General features: G+C 64.2%; 15 protein-coding genes. 8 read left to right on the top strand and 7 right to left on the bottom strand.

What is annotated here, in order from left to right; all coding sequences use genetic code 11:
* Positions 1-178: 178 nt before the first annotated feature.
* The 4 genes from QCE88_RS25105 to QCE88_RS25090 all read right to left on the bottom strand — a co-directional run bounded on the left by QCE88_RS25105 (position 179) and on the right by QCE88_RS25090 (position 6,779).
* Positions 179-1,468 (bottom strand): MFS transporter, encoded by a 1,290-nt coding sequence (locus QCE88_RS25105; RefSeq protein WP_309907395.1) that lies wholly within the window; start codon positions 1,466-1,468, stop codon positions 179-181.
* A gap of 250 nt (positions 1,469-1,718) precedes the next feature.
* A complete protein-coding gene (locus tag QCE88_RS25100) occupies positions 1,719-4,772 on the bottom strand; it encodes an FAD-linked oxidase C-terminal domain-containing protein (protein ID WP_309907393.1) in 3,054 nt (1,017 codons plus the stop codon).
* A gap of 25 nt (positions 4,773-4,797) precedes the next feature.
* Positions 4,798-5,562, bottom strand: coding sequence for a 2-keto-4-pentenoate hydratase (locus QCE88_RS25095; RefSeq protein WP_309907390.1), 765 nt, complete (start codon positions 5,560-5,562; stop codon positions 4,798-4,800).
* Positions 5,559-6,779, bottom strand: a complete 1,221-nt coding sequence (locus QCE88_RS25090) for an aminotransferase class V-fold PLP-dependent enzyme (protein WP_309907388.1) — start codon at positions 6,777-6,779, stop codon at positions 5,559-5,561. Before QCE88_RS25090 ends, QCE88_RS25095 begins: the two co-directional genes overlap by 4 nt.
* A gap of 162 nt (positions 6,780-6,941) precedes the next feature.
* Here QCE88_RS25090 and QCE88_RS25085 point away from each other — a divergent pair, with 162 nt between their 5' ends.
* The gene (locus tag QCE88_RS25085; protein WP_309907386.1) at positions 6,942-7,682 is read left to right on the top strand and encodes a GntR family transcriptional regulator; all 741 of its coding nucleotides are present in this window, start codon (positions 6,942-6,944) and stop codon (positions 7,680-7,682) included.
* Between the two features lie 104 nt (positions 7,683-7,786).
* Positions 7,787-8,149: a hypothetical protein gene (locus QCE88_RS25080; RefSeq protein ID WP_309907384.1), complete on the top strand. Its 363-nt coding sequence runs from the start codon at positions 7,787-7,789 to the stop codon at positions 8,147-8,149.
* 27 nt (positions 8,150-8,176) lie between these two features.
* Here QCE88_RS25080 and QCE88_RS25075 read toward each other — a convergent pair whose 3' ends face one another.
* Positions 8,177-8,344, bottom strand: a complete 168-nt coding sequence (locus QCE88_RS25075; RefSeq protein WP_309907382.1) for a hypothetical protein — start codon at positions 8,342-8,344, stop codon at positions 8,177-8,179.
* A 194-nt stretch (positions 8,345-8,538) separates the two neighbouring features.
* Between QCE88_RS25075 and QCE88_RS25070 the strand changes: the two genes are divergently transcribed.
* Complete coding sequence (locus QCE88_RS25070; protein WP_309907380.1) at positions 8,539-9,462, top strand: AlkA N-terminal domain-containing protein; 924 nt, start codon at positions 8,539-8,541, stop codon at positions 9,460-9,462.
* Between the two features lie 233 nt (positions 9,463-9,695).
* Positions 9,696-11,696 carry an MFS transporter gene (locus tag QCE88_RS25065; RefSeq protein ID WP_309907378.1) on the top strand — a complete coding sequence of 667 codons (2,001 nt, stop codon included), beginning with the start codon at positions 9,696-9,698 and terminating at the stop codon, positions 11,694-11,696.
* Here QCE88_RS25065 and QCE88_RS25060 read toward each other — a convergent pair whose 3' ends face one another.
* Entirely contained in the window at positions 11,697-12,845 is a 1,149-nt protein-coding gene (locus tag QCE88_RS25060) for a peptidyl-alpha-hydroxyglycine alpha-amidating lyase family protein (RefSeq protein WP_309907376.1), read from the bottom strand.
* Positions 12,846-12,998: 153 nt separating this feature from the next.
* Here QCE88_RS25060 and QCE88_RS25055 point away from each other — a divergent pair, with 153 nt between their 5' ends.
* The gene (locus QCE88_RS25055; protein WP_309907374.1) at positions 12,999-13,421 is read left to right on the top strand and encodes a hypothetical protein; all 423 of its coding nucleotides are present in this window, start codon (positions 12,999-13,001) and stop codon (positions 13,419-13,421) included.
* 8 nt (positions 13,422-13,429) lie between these two features.
* Here the strand turns inward: QCE88_RS25055 and QCE88_RS25050 are convergent, their stop codons facing one another.
* Positions 13,430-14,383: a D-2-hydroxyacid dehydrogenase family protein gene (locus QCE88_RS25050; protein WP_309907372.1), complete on the bottom strand. Its 954-nt coding sequence runs from the start codon at positions 14,381-14,383 to the stop codon at positions 13,430-13,432.
* A gap of 274 nt (positions 14,384-14,657) precedes the next feature.
* Here QCE88_RS25050 and QCE88_RS25045 point away from each other — a divergent pair, with 274 nt between their 5' ends.
* The 3 genes from QCE88_RS25045 (at position 14,658) to QCE88_RS25035 (ending at position 18,695) form a co-directional block, all read left to right on the top strand.
* The gene (locus QCE88_RS25045) at positions 14,658-15,602 is read left to right on the top strand and encodes a hypothetical protein (RefSeq protein ID WP_309907370.1); all 945 of its coding nucleotides are present in this window, start codon (positions 14,658-14,660) and stop codon (positions 15,600-15,602) included.
* A 169-nt stretch (positions 15,603-15,771) separates the two neighbouring features.
* Positions 15,772-17,142 carry a TAXI family TRAP transporter solute-binding subunit gene (locus QCE88_RS25040; RefSeq protein ID WP_309907368.1) on the top strand — a complete coding sequence of 457 codons (1,371 nt, stop codon included), beginning with the start codon at positions 15,772-15,774 and terminating at the stop codon, positions 17,140-17,142.
* Complete coding sequence (locus QCE88_RS25035; RefSeq protein WP_309907366.1) at positions 17,139-18,695, top strand: phospholipase D family protein; 1,557 nt, start codon at positions 17,139-17,141, stop codon at positions 18,693-18,695. The genes QCE88_RS25040 and QCE88_RS25035 overlap by 4 nt, the downstream gene beginning before the upstream one ends.
* The last annotated feature ends 16 nt before the right edge of the window (positions 18,696-18,711 follow it).

The raw sequence follows: 18,711 nt of genomic DNA, 5'->3' as shown, positions 1-18,711 counted from the left end.
TCAGGTCAGGTTCCGATCATATCGTTGCATGCGGCATGATGAATGCATTATGCGAAATTCCGGCTCTGCCGTTGCGGGTGTTGATGGGTTTCGACGCCCTGGTCTGACCGTGGCAAGAAGGCTTCATTCGCCGCGGTCCTATGCATGCAAAATGCATTGAACCGCGGCATTCACCGAGCTAGACGAACTTGCGCGCGTGCGCCGCGTCCTGCGCTTCCGCTTCCTCCTCCAGCACCCGGTCGGGCCGCATCATGAACGACAGGATGATGCCCGCCGCCATCAGGATCATCGAGACCGTGAACGGCAGGTTCCAGTTGCCGGTACGATCGATCAGCCAGCCACCCACCACCGGACTGATGATCGCCGCCAGCGCCGAACCCGAATTCATGATGCCGGCCGCGGTCCCGGAATGCCTGGGGGCGATATCCATCGGCACGGACCACATCGGACCAATCGTCATCTCGTTGAAGAAGAAGCCGGCGGACAGACAGACGGCGGCAAGCGTGATCGATATGTTGGAAACGAACATGATCGGAGCAAGCGACAGCAGCGTGAGGAACATGCACACGCCGACCATCACGTTGCGGGCGAGGCGCACGTTGCCGCTCTTGCGCAGGATGCGGTCGGTGAACGAACCGCCGAGCCAGTCGCCGAGGACGCCCGCGAAGAACACACCCGACGCGAAGAGCGCTGACTTGCCGAGCTGCATGTGATAGCTGTGCAGGAAGTATTGCGGAATCCAGCCAAGGAAGAGCCAGAGCACCCAGCCGTAGCAGAAGTACACGGCCGTCACCGGGGCCATGCGGCCCAGCAGCGTACGCCATGGCACAGGCGCGCGCTCCTTCACGCCGGAATAGGTGGCGAGGGTGGCGCATTCGGTTTCCGTGATGCGCGGATGGTCGCGCGGGTTGTCGCGAAAATAGAACACCCAGGCGATGGCCCACGCGAAACTGATGACACCGGTGATCAGAAAAGCGCCACGCCAGCTCGTCGCGACCATCAGCCATACGATGAGCGGCGGCGCAACCGCATTGCCGATGCGCGATGCGGCATGCGTGATGCCTTGCGCGAAGCCGCGCTGATCGGCCGGCATCCAGTTGGACATGGCGCGCGTCGCCGTCGGGAAGGTCGCGCCTTCGCCAAGGCCCAGCAGCACCCGCGCCACGATGAGCGACACGAAGCCGCCTGCAAGGCCGGTCAGGATGGTCGCGCCGGCCCAGATAATCGCGCACAGCGTCAGGGTACGCCGCGGTCCGAAGCGATCGCCTACCCAGCCGCCAATGATCTGGAACACCAGATACGGGTACGCGAAGGCCGAGAACACAAAGCCCACTTGCGTATGCGAAAGACCCAGTTCAGCTCCGAACTGGCTCGCCGCCGTGCTGACATTCACGCGGTCGATATAGGTGATGAAATACATCGCGCATAGCAGCAGCAGAACGCGCGTCGTGGCTCGACGGAACATCATCGTCTCCTTGTGTAGCCGCGTGCGTGAACACGATGCCCTGCGCAGGCCGGGCTCCGGTCATCACGTCATGCGGGACTTTCTTTGGGTACGTCGGATGAGCTTTCTGGCAGTCGTCTGAAAAGCGGCTCTTGCATGCACCTACTGCATGCGGCGACGCAGCTTGCGAATGCGGGGCTTGCGCGGTGATGTCATGTCTCGTCTCCTTCGCGGCTCGTTACGGCCCGCTTGTGTGCGTCGATGGATGATGTCGTCAGTCTTTTGAATCGAGTGCTCGTATATCCAGTGCCATGGCAAGGACGCGCGCCACGTGCAGGGCGTCTCGTTGTGCGCCCTCCGCGATCTGATGCCGGCAACTGGTCCCGTCCGCCACGATGAGTGCGTCGCCTGCCTCGCGCACCGCCGGCAACAGCGACAGCTCGGCCATGGCTTGCGACGCCGCATGATGTTCCGCCTCGTAGCCAAAGCTTCCGGCCATGCCGCAGCACGACGATTCGATCGTCTTCACGCTGAGGCCCGGAATCCAGCCCAGCACTTGCTCGACCGGACGCACGGCGTCGAAGGCCTTCTGATGGCAATGTCCGTGCAGCAGCGCCTTCTTTGCATTTAGCGTATTGAATTCAAGATGCAATCGCCCCTGGGCCTTTTCGCGCACCAGGAACTCCTCGAACAGGAACGAGGCCTCCGAGAGCTTGCGCGCCGCTTCGCCATAGCCATAGCCGAGGAATTCGTCGCGTAACGAAAGTAGGCACGACGGCTCGAGTCCGACGATGGCCACGCCGCGCTCGACGAACGGCAGCAGGATGTCGAGCGTACGGCGCGCCTCGGCCTTCGCCTCGTCGACGAGTCCCGCCGACAGGAACGTGCGCCCGCAACACAGCGGCCGCTCACCGGCCTTCACGTTCAGATGCACGGCGTAGCCCGCCGCTTCGAGCACCTGCTGCGCAGCGCGGGCGTTTTCAGGCTCGATATAGTTGTTGAACGTATCGACGAACAGCAGGACTTCTTTGGTTGCGGATGCAACTTGTTGTCTCGCGGAGCCACCGAGAAACGGCTTCTTGAAGCGTGGCAGGCCACGCTGCGGCGCAAGACCGAGCTTCGCCTTGAGCCAGCGCGCCGCGCCCGGCATGTTGGCTTCGAGCCCGTTTGCGAGCGCCGGCATGCGGCTCGCAAGCGGCGCATAACGCGGCAGGAACGCGATCAGTCTTTCACGCAATCGCAAGCCATGACGCTTCGTCCAGGCCGCGCGCGCCTCGATCTTGATGCGCGCCATGTCGACGCCCGTCGGGCAGTCACGCTTGCAGCCCTTGCACGAGACGCACAGGTCGAGTACATCCTTGACATCCTGGCTGGCCAGGCCGTCCTCGCCGAGTTGTCCCGATAGCGCCAGACGCAGCGTATTGGCGCGACCGCGCGTGACATGCTGCTCGTCCTTCGTGATGCGATAGCTCGGACACATCGTGCCTGCATCGAACTTGCGGCAATGGCCGTTGTTGTTGCACATTTCGAGCGCTTTCGCGAGACCGCCGGAACGATCGCCGCCGGAGCCCGGTGCCCCTTCGTCGCCCGTCAACGGATCGCGCGTGACATTCCACGCCGACCAGTCGAGCAACGGTTCGACCGCGTGCTCGCGATACGAAGGCGGAAAGCGGAAGTTCGCGACATCATCCATCTTCGGCGGCGCTACGATCCGGTCCGGACTCAGCCGGTTCTCTGGATCAAACAACTGCTTGATGTCGCGAAACGCCTCGTTGATGCGCGGACCGTATTGCCAGGCCACCCATTCGCCGCGACACAGCCCGTCGCCGTGCTCGCCCGAATACGCACCTTTGTATTCGCGCACCATCGCCGCGGCTTCCTCTGCGATCGCGCGCATCTTGCCTGCCCCGTCGCGGCGCATGTCGAGGATCGGCCGTACATGCAGCGTGCCGACGCTCGCATGCGCATACCACGTACCCTCCGTGCCGTGCTTGCGGAACACTTCCGTCAGACGCGCCGTATAGTCCGCGAGATGGTCGAGCGGAACTGCGCAGTCTTCGATGAAGGACACCGGCTTGCCGTCGCCCTTCATGCTCATCATGATGTTGAGCCCGGCCTTGCGCACTTCCCACAGCGCCTTTTGCGGGCCTGCATCGGGCATTTCGACGACGGAACCCGGCAGGCCGAGATCGTTCATCAGTTCGACGAGCCGGGCCAGCTTCGTCACTTGTTCATCACGGTCGGCGCCCGCGAATTCAACGAGCAATATCGCCTCGGGATTGCCTGTCAGTGCCTTGCCGATCACCGGCCGGAACGCGGGATTGGACATCGCAAGGTCGATCATCGTGCGGTCCACCAGTTCCACTGCAACCGGGCCGAGCTTGACGATGTGCTGCGTCATGTCCATCGCCGCCCAGAAGGTCGGGAAGTTCACCACGCCCAGCGTCTTGTGCTCAGGCAACGGCGCAAGCTTCAACGTCAGCTGCCGGCTGAACGCGAGCGTGCCTTCCGAACCGACGAGCAGATTGGCGAGATTGGGCTGACCGTCATCGTTGAAGGGCAGCGGGCTCTGACAATCGAACAGATCGAGGTTGTAGCCGGCCACGCGCCGCAGGACCTTCGGGATGCGTTCACGCAGTTCCGCACGCTCGCGCAGCGCAATGCCGCGCACGGCCTCGACGAGATCCCGGCTACGCGCATCCTGCGGCATGTCCGCCAGCTTGCCGAAGCGCGTTTCATGGCCGTCGGCGAGGATCGCGTCGATGGCGTCGACGTTGTGCACCATGATCCCGTATTCCATCGACCGGGACCCGCACGAGTTGTTGCCCGCCATCCCGCCGATCGTGCATTGCGCACTCGTCGAGACATCCACCGGAAACCACAATCCGTGCGGCTTCAACCACGCATTCAGATGATCCAGCACGACGCCCGGCTCGACCGTGACGGTGCGCGCGTCCTTGTCGAAGTGAATGATGTTGTTGAGCCACTTAGTCGTATCGATGACGAGCGCCTCGCCCACCGTCTGCCCGCACTGGCTGGTGCCTGCGCCACGCGCAAGAACGCTCGCGCCCTGCTCCGCGGCAATCTGCAGCGCCAGGCGCAAGTCCGCCTGATCTCTCGGCACGGCGACGCCGAGCGGCATGATCTGGTAGATCGAGGCATCGGTCGCATAGCGCCCGCGCGACGCCGAATCGAACAGCACGTCGCCCTTCAATTCGCGCTGAAGGCGCGCCTGCAACGGTGTCGGCGACGACCCCGGACGAGCGCGCGCCGAGGCGGGCATCAGATGAATGGGCTTGACGAGCCGGTCGGTGGGAGAGTTGAGCATTGTCGCTGTTTGAATGCTGAATGCGTTATGCGAAATGCAATTCGACGGGCGGCAGACCTTCAATCCTGCCCAGCGCCGTGCCGGGCGCCTTCGGGAAGGCCATGCCGGTGTACGAGCCCGCCGTCAGCACCGTGCCGCGTTCCAGTGCATGTCCGCGCGACACGCAGTGATTCACCGTCCACGCCAGCAATCTGCGTGGATCGCCAGCGGGGTTGGCGGGCGTGCCGTCGAACAGCGGCGCGCCGTTGTATTCAAAAGTCATGGCGGGCGCGACGAATGGGTACGAGGCGTCGTACGGCACGCCGTCGCCCACGATCAGCGCGCCGTGGTTCTGCAGATCGGCGAGTTGCCAAAGCTTGTCCACGTTGGGGTACAGAGCGAAGCGGCTCGCGACGACCTCGATCGCGGCATGCACCGACTCGATCGACGCGAGGATGTCCTCCTCTCCATACGGCCCGCTGCCGGGTTCGAAGCGCCGATTGAACTTGAACGCGACTTCGAGTTCGAGACCCGCCTGGCCGAACGCGGACATTGCGAGGCGCGCGCCGGAATGTTGCACGCCGCCGGCAGGAAGCGGCGCGCCCTGAATCGGTCCATCCACCGATTTCGCGCCCACCTTCCATCCGCCGATGGCCGCATCCAGTGCGCGCAACGTGGCATCCTGCGCGGCGCAGGCGTCATCGGAATGACCCGGACGCAGGGCCGGCGGAAGCGAATCCAGCCGCGCGTGATGCGCGCGCGCCTCCACGAAAAGCTGCGCGAGCGCGTCGGCGTCGAATGCGGCGCTCATGCAGCCGCCTTGAACGCCGGCTTCGCGACGTGGCTTGTCAGATAGTCCATCGCCGCCGTCACGCCGCTGCTCTTCAGCCCGACGCCCGCCAGCCTGAGGCCCATTTCGCACCCGGTGAGCGCGGCCATCAGCGTGAGATCGTTGCAGTCGCCCAGATGCCCGATGCGGAACATGCGGCCCTTCACCTTGCCGAGGCCCGTCCCCAGCGAAAGATCGAAGTGCTCGTAGATGAGCTTGCGCACGGCATCGGCATCGACGCCCTCTGGCGTCATCACGCCGGTCAGCACCGGCGAATAAACAGCGGGATCCGCGCACTGAATCTCGAGCCCCCATGCCGTGACCGCCGCGCGACAGGCGGCCGCCAGCCGCTGATGCCGGGCAAAGACAGCGTCCAGCCCTTCGTCGAGGATCATGTCGAGCGCCTCGGACAACCCATAGAGCAGGTTTGTATTCGGCGTGTAGGGCCAATAGCCCTGCTGGTTCATCTCGATGATCTCGGTCCAGTCCCAGAACGCGCGCGGCAGCGTCGCTCGCTTCGACGCCTCGCGCGCCTTCTGCGACACCGCATTGAAGCTGATTCCCGGCGGCAGCATGAGCCCTTTCTGCGATCCGGAGACGGTCACGTCGACGCCCCATTCGTCATGCCGGTAATCCGCCGAGGCCAGCCCGGAGATGGTATCCACCATGAATAATGCAGGATGCGAAGCGGCATCGATGGCACGCCGTACGGCGGCAATGTCGGAGGTCACCCCGGTCGAGGTTTCGTTATGGACGACACAGACCGCCTTGATCGCATGCTGCGTGTCCTCGCGCAGACGCTTCTCGATCTGGTCTGCCTGCACGCCACGCCGCCAGCCTTCGATACCTGGCAAACCAAGAAACTCCGGCTTGAGGCCGAGCTTCTCGGCCATCTTCTTCCAGAGCGTCGCGAAATGACCGGTCTCAACCATGAGGACCGTGTCGCCCGGGCTCAGCGTGTTGCAGAGCGCTGCTTCCCACGCTCCCGTCCCCGAGGCCGGATAGATCACCACGGGCTGGTCCGTCTTGAAGATCTTCCGGATGCCCTCCAGCACCTTCAGCCCGAGCGCGCCGAACTCCGGACCGCGATGATCGATGGTCGGATAACTCATCGCCCGCAGGATCCGGTCGGGCACCGGGCTGGGTCCGGGAATCTGCAGGAAGTGGCGGCCGGCGGGATGGAAGTCGAGCTTGAGCATGAAATCGCGTCCTCAAATGTGATTTTGCATGCAAAATACAATAACGCGGTGACTTGCCGGGGTAAAGGAAAACATCGGCCGAACGGCCTAGGGATAACCCGTTGGCGGTTTTTTCCAGTAGGGCTGGGTTAAAATTGCCGCAAATGAAATTCGAGGTATTGAATGCAAAATCCCGATTTACCATCAGCCCATCTCGCCCAGTCTCTGCCCAGGGTCGAGCGTCTGCGCCTGCACGACACCGTGGTCGATCACCTGCGCGGCTTTATCGTCGAAGGTTTGCTCGCGCCTGGCGTGAAGCTCAATGAACGCAAGCTTTGCGAGACGCTCGGGATTTCACGCACACCCCTGCGCGAAGCGCTCAAGGTACTGGCCGCCGAAGGCCTGATCGATATCTCGCCGAATCGCGGTGCGTCGGTCTCGCAAATGAGCGAGCTGGAAGTCCGCGAGATGTTCGAACTGATGAGCGGGCTCGAAGCCTTCTCAGGCGAGCTGGCGTGCGAGCGCATCACGCCGCTCGAAATCGCGGAAATCAAGGCGCTGCACTATGCGATGCTCGCCTGCCGCGCGCAGAACGACCTCTCCGGCTATTACAGCCGCAATCAGGCCATCCATGACAAGATCAACGAAGCCGCGCGCAATACGGCTTTGCGCCAGACCTACGTGTCGATCAACCGTCGCCTGATGGCGCTGCGGTTCCGTTCGAATTTCCAGACGCCGAAGTGGGACAGCGCCATTCACGATCACGAAGACATGATCGAGGCGCTCGAGGCGCGCGACGGCAAGCGCATGGGCGAGATCCTGCGCAGACACTTGCTCTCAAAGCGAGATGCGGTGCTGGCCGAGAGGACGCTGACGACGGTGAAAGCCCCGGCAGCGAGGAAAAGGAAGGCGGATAAAGACTAACGCGCGGCAGACCACACCAGGTAATGTAGCGCCTGCACCATAACGTCAGAGGTAAGGTACGATACGCCCCGATTGGCCGTCAGAGCCATCCATCGGGGAACAACTTGACCAAATTTCGAGGTGCGTGCATTGCGCTCGGCGCGGTGCTTGCCATCACAGCTTTCGCTACCTACCGTTCGCCGGATTTCGAAGCGGCGCAGGCCGCGATGGACCGGCAGACCGTCGACTGCCTCGTCCGGGGTCTCACGCGCGACGAAAAAATCCGCCTCGCCCATCTCACCGCCGGCCATGATCGGGAAGGCATGCGTCCCATCTATACCGAGGTGCTGTCGCGCTGCATCGTGCGTTCAGATCAGTGGGACCGCCGCCCGCAACTGGTCACGAGCGCGCGCCAATTGCTGTCCCAGGATGCGGAGTTCAGGCAGTTCGTGAGCGCGCACACCCTGGAACTCGCGCGCCGCCCGTAACACACCGCCGCTGAATCACCGGCCCTCTCAGGCTTGAAGACCGCTTCCCGCACCCGGTTGCACCAGTGCGCGGGTATTGGCTTCGTGCGCGCGCAGCGTGGCGATTTCATGTTGGGCGTAGTGCGAGACGGGCGCCACACCGGCCAGGGCAGCGGTCAGGAGGATGGCGGCGATGCTGATCGAGAAGGCGTTCATGACAGGCTCCTTTGTCTTGCGTTGTCGGAATCAGGCTGCGGCTTGCGCTGCCTGTGAGACGCATTGTCGTCGTCGAGACTTAGCAGGAAATGAGTGCGCCACTGCTTCATCCGCTTGCCATGGGGCGCCCGGCTACCCTGGCCGGCCGGGTTAAGATCGGCGTTCATTCGACCATCCGGCATCCTGCATTCAGAATGCATTCGACCATCGACCCACCATCCGCCTCGCTCGAACTGCCCTTCAGGCGCCCGTTCGACTGGACCCGCATGCTGGGCTTCATCGGAGGGCGCGCGTCGGCGGGCGTGGAATCGGTCAATGACGGCGTCTACAGGCGGGCGATCGAATGGCGCGGCGACGACGGTACGATCGAAGTCCTGCCCCATGCACGCAAACATCGTCTCGTCGTGACAGTCGAAGGCGCCGCGGCCCGCCACGCGCAGGAACTCGCCGCGCCGCTGTCCCGCATGTTCGACCTGCACGCCGACCCGCGCGAAATCGCTCGCTGCCTGTCCGCCGATCCGATCCTGGCTCCCCTCGTCGAAGCCGCGCCGGGTCTGCGCGTGCCAGGCGCATGGTCGGGCTTCGAACTGGTGGTGCGCACCATCGTTGGACAGCAGGTGAGCGTGAAAGGCGCTTCGACCATCATGAACCGCATCGTCCAGCGCGCGGGCAGGCGTATCGAAGGGCATCCGCACGAGGGCACCGCGTGGCGCTTTCCGACGCCGGCCGAACTCGCCGACGCGGATCTCGACAAGATCGGCATGCCGACGAAGCGCGTCCAGGCCGTGCAGAACTTCGCTCAGGCCGTCGCTTCCGGCGCACTGCCGCTCGACACGCCCGGCGCCGATACCGCCCAACTGCAGCGCGATCTCCTCGCGATGCCCGGTATCGGACCCTGGACGGTCGGCTATGTCGCCATGCGTGCGCTGCGTGATCCCGACGCCTGGCCCGATGCCGACCTCGTGCTCATGCAGGCCATCGCGAAGCGGGATCCGTCGCTCGTCAAACCCGCGCAGCAACGCGCTCGCACGGAACGCTGGCGGCCGTGGCGGGCCTACGCGGCGATGCATCTGTGGAACGGCGTGGCCATCGCGACGGGACAGTCGCGCGGCGGTTGAATTTTGCATGCAGCATCACGCACGCAAAATGCCGATTGCGCGGCATCGGCATGCAAATGCAGTACACGCCCAAAGTCGCCCCTTTGTCTTAAAAATGAACTAACCTGCTTCGAGCATCGCGAACGCGGCCGGGGCATGCAGGCGGTCCGCTTTACTGGCCCGAACACGCCATGCCATGCAGGCACACGCAGGGACACCAAGAAGCGCTGACGCAACGCCATCGGGAGACGCACATGAACGCCTCATCCCTCGACGCACAAGCCGGCTCGGGCAACGCATGGTCCGCCTCACCCACCACTGATTCGCCACGCGTGCAGAAAATCGTCGTCGCGATTCACGGCATCGGCAACCAGTTGCACAGCGACACGGTGCGTTCGGTCGCCAGCCAGTTCGGCGCGCGCTACGACCCGCCGCTGCCGGTCATGCCGCTCGGCTACTTCGATATCGCCGGCGTCGGCGAAGTGGACGTACGCCAGCTCGACCTTCCCCCAGTCGGCCCCTATACGCCGGCGCAACGCGACTTCTACTCGGCGCTGGGCTTCGCCGAGGTCTACTGGGCCGACATCCCGCGCGAGGTCGTCAAGCAGGACGACACGCTCGAGGAGAGCAAGGCCTGGGGCCTGTCCATCGTCAGCCGCGCGCAAGCGGCCTACATGCTGAACGTCGACGAACGCAAGCTCGAGCCCGCCGATTTCTCGCTGGCCGCAGGCGTGGTGGAAGAAATCGTCGAGACCGTGGCCGTCATGCAGAGCCTGCTTGCCGTCGCGGAGAAAGCGGGCATCTTCAAGTTCGATCTCGCGCCGATGCTGCGCGACTACGTCGGCGACGTGCAGCTCGTCGCGGATTTCAAGCAGCATCGCGACACCATCGTCTTCCGCTTTCATCGCGTGATGGAACGACTCGTGGCACTCGCCACAGAGCGTTGCCAGTGCGCGCCCGAGGTCTACGTCGTCGCCCATAGCGAAGGCACCGTGATCAGCTTCCTTGGCATCCTGCAGGCGCTGTCCATGCCCACCGTGGCGGATCCCAAGGACAGCAAGCAGATCATCAGCACCGACTGGGTGCAGAGCCTGCGCGGCTTCATGACGATCGGCTCGCCCATCGACAAGCACATCCTGCTCTGGCCCAAGCTATGGGAAGGCATGCAACTGAGGAGCGAAACGCACGGCGATACGGTCACGCAAGTCGACCGTCCGGGCGGACCGCTCACGCTGCGCGCGCCGATCAAATGGCGCAACTACTACGATTACGGCGATCCCGTCGGCTTCGCTCTGGACACCGCGCGCGCATTCCTGGATCACCACGGCTGCCGCGCATTCGAGTTCGACGAACACGCCGACGACATCGGCTTCTCGCGTTACTGGCTGCCCGGCAAGGCGCACACCGATTACTGGACCGACTCAGAAGTCTTCGGCCACTTCATCGACAACGTCGTGCTCGGCGAGACGACGACACGCCCTCCAGGAAACCGGCGCGCGCGCGGCTTCGTCAGCACGGCAGTGCCCTATCTGCTCAGCTTCGCCCTGCATCTTCTGGCGGTGTTCTTCATCTACAAGGCCGTCACGGCCTCATCGGATTCGGGCGCGGGTTCCGACAGCACGGCGCCGGAGTTCATCTATCTCACGCGCTCGGTGTTCGCCCTCGCCTGCCTGCTGATGGGCACCACGATCGCCGCGCGCATTCCACGACTGGTAAAGGCACGCGGCACGCATCGCACGGGCGCATGGCTGCGATGGCGCATCGTCGCGCTCGCCGCATTCGCAGCCGGCGCGCTTCTCTTCTGGTTCGTCCTCGTGAGCGGCGTCGCCGCGTTCCTCGCCAGCCCGTTCGCCGGCATCCTGCATCGCGATGTCGCGGACCCGCTCGTCGGCAAAGCGGTCTTCGTGCTGGCCGGACTCGTCTGCGCGATCAGCGGATGGATAGCGCCGCGCAAACCGCATTGGGGACGGCGCGTACTCGTCGCGCTGGGCACACTGATGATGGTGCTCATCGTCGGCGTGAGGCTATGGGGCGATCTGGCGGGCAAGCCACTGTGGCCCGTCGTGCTCGGCGGACTGTTCTTTCTCTACGCGTGGTGGCTTGCCATCCTGATCTTCGATCTCGCCTTCGTCTGGCATCGCTACGTGCGCAACTCGGTGGCCCTCGACACGTTGCGAGCGTGGCGCGAAGAACGGCGCGACGCGCAGCCCAGGCCCATCATGTCGATGGGTTCAAGGCGGCGCGCCGATCAATGATCACGCATGCAGCACCAGCTTCTGCACACGCCAGTTGAGCAACTCGGCGACGAACAAGGTGTTCTCCGAGGGACACGCCATCTCGTGAATCCAGCCGAACTGTTTCAGCTGCTTGCCGGAGCGGCCGAGCACGCCGAGTAGCTTGCCATCGAGCGACAGCTTGTAGATGCGGCCCGGGAAAGCATCGGCGGAATAGAGCACCTGGTTCGGACCCGGCGAGATGCAGATGGCCCACGGCGATCCCGGCGCGAAGGTGCCTGCCGCGAGCGCTGCCTCATCGGGCATGTTGCCGATGGCCGGCCGCGCATCCGGCGGCACCGGCACGTCGATGGTGAACTGCCGCTGGAAGTTGCCCTCGCCGTCGAAGACCTGGATGCGGCGGTTGCTGCGATCCGCGACATAGACCATGTTGTTCGCATCGACGGCAATGCTGTGCGGCGTATGAAACTGCCCCGGTCCCGTGCCGCGATCGCCCCATGACTTGAGCCAGTTGCCGTCGCGATCCACCTTCGCTACGCGCGAGTTGATATAGCCATCGCTGATGTAGGTATTGCCCGAGGTATCCCACGCGACGTCCGTGACTTGCCGGAAGCGTCCCGGCTCCGATGGCAAGGGCGGATTCGGATGCTTGAGCGGCGCGGTGTCTTCATCCGCGGCTTCCTGCTTGCGGCCGAAGACCATTGCGACACGCCCTTCCGGCGTGAACTTGATGATCATGTCCGAGCCTTTGTCCGTGACCCAGACGTTGTCCTGCCGGTCCACCTTCACGGTGTGCGCGAACGACCACGCATAGAGCCGATGACCGATCTCGCGCACGAAGCGTCCATTGCGGTCGAACTCCAGCAACTGCGCCGCCGCCGCGCCATAGGCCGGCCCGGTGCTGTTGCCGCGCGACAGCACGAACACATGGCCCGCCGAATTGACCGCGACGCCCGAGCATTCGCCGAAGTACATGTCGCGCGGCAAACGCACGGGATCGGGCACGGAGTCGTAGGGAATCGACGGCACGTCGTTATCGGCGTACGCGAGATGCGGGAACAGCGCGAGCGCCGCGGCACCCTGACCCGCCAGCGCAAGAAAGCGGCGGCGGCTTGCGCCAGCCGATTGAGTATCGCAACATGGACAGGACATCGAATGCCGAAGACTCATTGTTACCCTCCTCCTGGTCGTCGCCTGCAATGAAGAACTGCAATGAAGAGACGGTGATGGCTGGCGTGCTTCGCGATGATTCGGGAGTGTAGTGCAAGAGTTGCGGCGCGCGCACGCGAGCGCTTCCATCGCTTTCAATACTGAAAGGACGTCATGAACCCAGTCTTGCTGTATCAGGTTCGTATCAGGCTCGCGCCTGAGTGCGCGGCGCGGGCGCGTCAGGATGAGTTCGACGACAAGCTTGCGCCGCTCGGCGCCTTGCTCGCGAAACATGACGCTGTCCTGATCTGCCAGTACGACGCCTTCGCGGGCTATGTGGCACAAGCGGAGCGGGAGGGTATCGAAGGCTATCCGTTGTATCGATGGACGCGCGACACCATCGAGAATCCCGCGAAGAAGGCGAAGTACCTCGAAGCGTTCACGTTCCATGTGAACGGCGACGAAGTCTATGAAAAGCCCTTGGCCGATGCATTGGAAGCGGATCTCCACGCGTTGGCAAGCGACGCGATTACGGAGATCCGCAAGTACGATACAAACCCCGCGAACAATCCGCAACCGCCTTCACAGGGCCAATAGCGTTGCATTCAGCCCTCGCGGGCATCGAGCCATTCGACGATATTGCGCACCGTATCGCCATAGAACGTGCGATACAGCTCCTCCGACACATAACCGATATGCGGCGTCGCGAGCAGGTTGGGCAGCGAGCGCAGCGGGTCGTTCGCGGCGAGCGGCTCCTGGTCGTACACGTCGATGGCCGCGCCTGCCAGACGCTTCGACTTCAGTGCGTCGATCAGCGCCGCATTGTCGATGATCGGTCCGCGCGATGTATTGACGATCCGGCTGGTCGGCTTCATCTGGCCGAGCTCCGTCGCGCCGACAAGATGATGCGTCCGTTCGCTCAGGCGCACATGGACCGAGAGCACGTCGGAGGTCTTGAACAGCGTGTCCTTGTCGACGCGTTCGATACCCTTCTCCGCTGCGCGCTCGGCGGTGAGATTCTGGCTCCACGCGATCACGTTCATGCGGAATGCGCGGCCGATCACACCGACTGCAGATCCCACGCGCCCCAGTCCGAGCAGCCCGAGCGTCTTGCCGGCAAGCTCGCTACCGAGACCAGTCTGCCAGCCGCCCTCTTTCAGCGAACGGTTCTCGCCGGAAATGTCGCGCACCATCGCGAGGATCAGCGCCCAGGTGAACTCGATCGTCGGCGTGGACGAATAGCCCGTATGCCGCACGTCAACGCCGCGCTCCGCTGCCGCGTCGAGATCGATCGATGCATTGGCCGAGCCGGTGGATGCGATCAGCTTGAGGTTGGGCAGATGCTCGATGATGTCGCGCGGCAACGGCGTGCGTTCGCGCATGGCACAGATCACATCGAACGGTTGCAGTCGTTCGAGCAGCGCCTCGCGCTCGGCAATGTGATCGTTGAAGACGGTGATGTCGGCGCGTGCATCGAGCGCGGACCAGTCGGCCATGGAACGGGCGAGGTTCTGGTAATCGTCGAGTACCGCGACCTTGATGCGTGAAGCAGTGGGCATGATGAAGCCTTCGATTTTGTTGTGACGAATGCGCGGATCCGCAGCAGCCGCTAGTGTGACGCAAGCCGCGAAATCATGTCGGAACGGCTTGGGACGGGGCGCCGGGACATGTGACATCGCGTGAAACAAGTCCTCGCGGGACTTTGGATGAGGCTGCCTCTATAGTCCGTTCCGTCGCCACCCGAAACACGATGTGGCCCAAGGCAACCGAGAGGAACATCCCGTGAATACCCGTTCGACTTTCGCATCAGACAGAAGTCTTCAGAAGCGCGGCATGCATACCCTGCTCATCGCCGCCACGGCCGCGGCGCTCACGCTGTGCAGCGGTTCCGCCTTCGCGGGCTGGGCGCGCGGCGGCACGGCCTATACCGGGCGTGGTGAGTATCAGGGCGCGCATGTCGGCTCCTGCGGCGGCGGCAGTTGCTCGCATGCGGGCGCTGTCGAGAACCCCTGGGGCCGCACGGCCACCAACTCGGGCACCGTGACACGGACCTCGCCGGGGCAGTTCAGCAACAGCGGCACCGCATACGGCCCGAACGGCCGCTCGGTGCAGCACGCCGGCGACACGAGCTGCGCAGGCGGCAGCTGCACGCACAACGGCAGCGCGACCGGCCCGAACGGCAAGACCGCGACCGGTACCGACACCGTCACGCGCACTTCGCCGGGTCAATACAACTCGTCCGGCTCGGTGACGGGTCCGAACGGCAACACCTCGACGCATACGGCATCGACCCAATGCGCGGGCTATACGTGCAACCGTTCCGGAACGGTCAATACGGCAAGCGGCGGCACGGTCACGCATTCGGGCAGCGCGACGAGCGTGGCGCCGGGCGTGGTCGTCACGTCGGGCAGCGCGACGGCCACGAACGGTACGCATGTCACGACGGTCTCCGGCGGCGGCGCGGTCACCACCACGAGCACGGCAGTCGTCACGGGCTCGGCTACTGTGGTCGCCGCGCCCTTGATCGTGACGCCGCCTCCTCCGCCGCCGGCGACCGTGGTCGTGACAACGCCTCCGCCGCCCCCGGCAGTCGTCGTGATGCCTCCGCCGCCGCCCGTCAAGACCGTGTACGTGGCTCCGCCTCCGCCGCCTGTCAAGGCGGTGTATGTGGCCCCGCCCCCGCCGCCGATCAAGGTCATCTATGTCGCGCCGCGCCGCGCGATCTGGATTCCGGGCCACTATGCCGGCGCGGTGTGGGTGCCCGCGCACTGGGCATGACCGGTAGTGGCGAACCCGAAGGTCGGCCGCCTGCGTGCCGGCCCTGTCGCTTTGCCGGCACGAGGCGTTACACTGCGGATCAACGCCGCTTCCGACAGAGGCACGCCATGCCCGATGTCTTCCCCGACGCACAGGCAACCACGAGCATGCGCTCATGACGAGACATCGCATGAAGCGTCCTCATCTGCCCGACGATCACGCGAAAGGGGTCCTGCACGACGTCATCTGGACCGCGGGCCCCGTCGTGCTCATCATCGCGATCATCTCGGCGCTGGTCTACTGGCTCGTCGATCCCGCGCCGCCCCGCACCATCACCATGAGCGCGGGCCAGCCCGACAGCTCCTTCTACGTCATCTCGAAGCAATACGCGGCCATCCTCGCGCGCAACGGCATCACGCTGAAAGTGCTGCCTTCGGACGGCTCCGTGCAAAACCTCGACCGCCTGCTCGATCCACAACAGCATGTCGATCTCGCGCTCGTGCAAGGCGGCATCGCGACCAAGGAACAGGCGTCGAAGCTGGTCTCGCTCGGCAGCGTGTCTTATGTGCCGCTGGTGGTGTTCTATCGCGGCAAGGGGCTTGAACTTTTGTCGCAGCTCGAGGGCAAGCGGATTGCCATCGGCCGCGAAGGCAGCGGCACGCGCACGTTGTCGCTCAAGCTGCTCGCAGCAAACGGCGTTTATCCGGGCGCCGACACGCAGCTTCTGCCGACGGACGGCCTGCAGGCCGCCACGCAACTCGTCAGCAACGAAGCGGACGCGGTGCTGCTCTCCGGCGACTCCGCGACGCGCGACCTCATGCTGCGTCTGTTGCGCGTGCCCGGCATCTCCGTGATGAACTTCAAGGAAGCGCGCGCCTATACCCGCCTCTTTCCTTATCTGGACGACATCGAACTGCCGCCCGGCATACTCGACCTGGGCCGCCTGATTCCGCCCGAGACCGTGCATCTGGTGAGCCCGATGCTCGAACTGGTCGCGCGGCCGAGCCTGCATCCCGCGCTGTCCGATCTGCTCATCGAAGCTGCGCAGGAAGTACACGGCACGGCCAGCCTGCTGCAACCCGCCGGGCAGTTTCCGCGTGCGGTCGCGCACGAGTTTCCGATCAGCGAGGATGCCAGCCGCTACTATCGCTCGGGCAAGAGCTTCCTGTATCGCACGCTGCCGTTCTGGCTCGCCAACATCGCGGACCGCGCGCTCGTGTTGTTGCTGCCGGTCGCGGTGCTGATCCTTCCCGCGCTGCGCATCGTGCCCTGGCTGTACCGCTGGCGCGTGCGTTCGCGCATCTATCGCTACTACGGCGCGCTGATTGCGGTGGAACGCGGCGCGATGAAGATCGTCGATGAAACCGAACGCCGTGCGCTGCTCGTGGAACTCGATTACATCGAAGAGTCGCTCAACACGCTCAAGATGCCGCTCGCCCATGTCGATGCACTTTATGTGCTGCGCGAACACATCGGTTTCGTGCGCGCGCGTCTGAGCGAAGGCAGGCGGCGTGCCGGGACGACGCCGCTGCATGATCGCGCAGCGGAGAGTCCGCGATGACTCTGCGCACATGGCTGGCCGCGCTGGCGCTGCTCCTGCTGGGCGCCTGCGCCAGCCTGCCGCCGCAGACGGGACGCGTGCAGACCCAGGCCGTCACGGACACCACCAACACGTCGCTGGGCCGGGCGTTCCCGACGAGCGAACAAGCACATCCGGGCGACAACGGCTTTCATCTGCTTCCGAACGGCATGGACGCGCTCATTGCGCGCGTGATCCTGAGCGAGCGCGCCGAACGCTCGCTCGACCTGCAGTACTACATCTGGCACGACGACCTGACGGGCCGCGAAATGGCGGCATCGATCATGCGGGCGGCGGATCGCGGCGTGCGCGTGCGTCTCCTGCTCGACGACCTCGGCACCAACGCCGACGACCGCTTCCTGCTCGCGCTCGCGTCACATCCGAACATCCAGGTGCGGCTCTTCAATCCGGTGGCGAACCGCAGCTTCAAGAAGCTCGGCTCGGCGATGGAATTCTTTCGCGTGAATCGCCGCATGCACAACAAGGCGCTCATTGCCGACAACCAGGCGGCCATTCTCGGCGGCCGCAATATCGGCGATGAATACTTCGGCGCGTCCAGCACGGTGGCCTTCGGCGATCTCGATGTGCTCGTGCATGGACCGGTGGTGCGTGACGTGTCCGACGCGTTCGACCTCTACTGGAATTCGGCTGCGGCCTATCCGATCGAATCGCTCGTGGGCCGTCCCGCCGATCCCGACGCGCTGCGAAGCTATCGCGACAAGCTGGATGCCTATCTGCTGGCGGAACGTCATTCGCCTTATGTCGCGCAGGTTCGCGAACGCATGGCCGACGTGCTTCAGTCGCACGACGGCGCTTTCTCGTGGGGCAAGGCCACGCTCCTCTACGACGATCCCGCGAAGATCACCCGCGCGCCCGGCGACAGCGAAGGGCATTTGATGTCGCAATTGAAGGCGCTGAACTTCGAGTCTCGCAAGGACATGCTGATCGTGTCGCCGTATTTCGTGCCGGGCAGCCAAGGCGTGCAATGGCTGCGTTCGATGACCGCGCGCGGCGTGCGCGTCACCGTGCTCACCAATTCGCTGGCGGCCACGGACGTTGCGGCGGTGCATGCGGGTTATCAGCGCTATCGCCGCGACATGCTCGAAGCCGGTGTGACGCTTTATGAACTGAAACCCGTCACATCGAATAATGAAGACAAAATGCAAAAGACCAGCACATTCGGATCGTCCAAGGCTTCGCTCCATGCGAAGACCTATGTGTTCGACCGGACGCGCATCTTCATCGGCTCGATGAATCTCGATCCACGCTCGGTGCAGCTGAACACGGAAATCGGCGTGTATTGCGAAAGCGCGCAGGCCGCGACGGAAGTGGCGGATGGCATCGACAAGCAGATCGACCGTATTGCCTGGCGCGTCGAACTGCGCGACGACGGCGCCGGCCATCGGCGCATGGTCTGGATCGACACCACCGCCGATGGCACGACCACCGTGCTCGACACCGAACCCGAGGTGTCCACGCTGAAGCGCGCGGGTATCTGGATGCTCGGGCTGCTGCCGATCGAATCGCAGTTATGAGCCCCGCGGCCTCGTC

The organism is Caballeronia sp. LZ035 (assembly GCF_031451175.1).
Taxonomy (GTDB): Bacteria; Pseudomonadota; Gammaproteobacteria; order Burkholderiales; family Burkholderiaceae; genus Caballeronia.
This window is presented reverse-complemented; position numbering and strand designations above follow the sequence as displayed.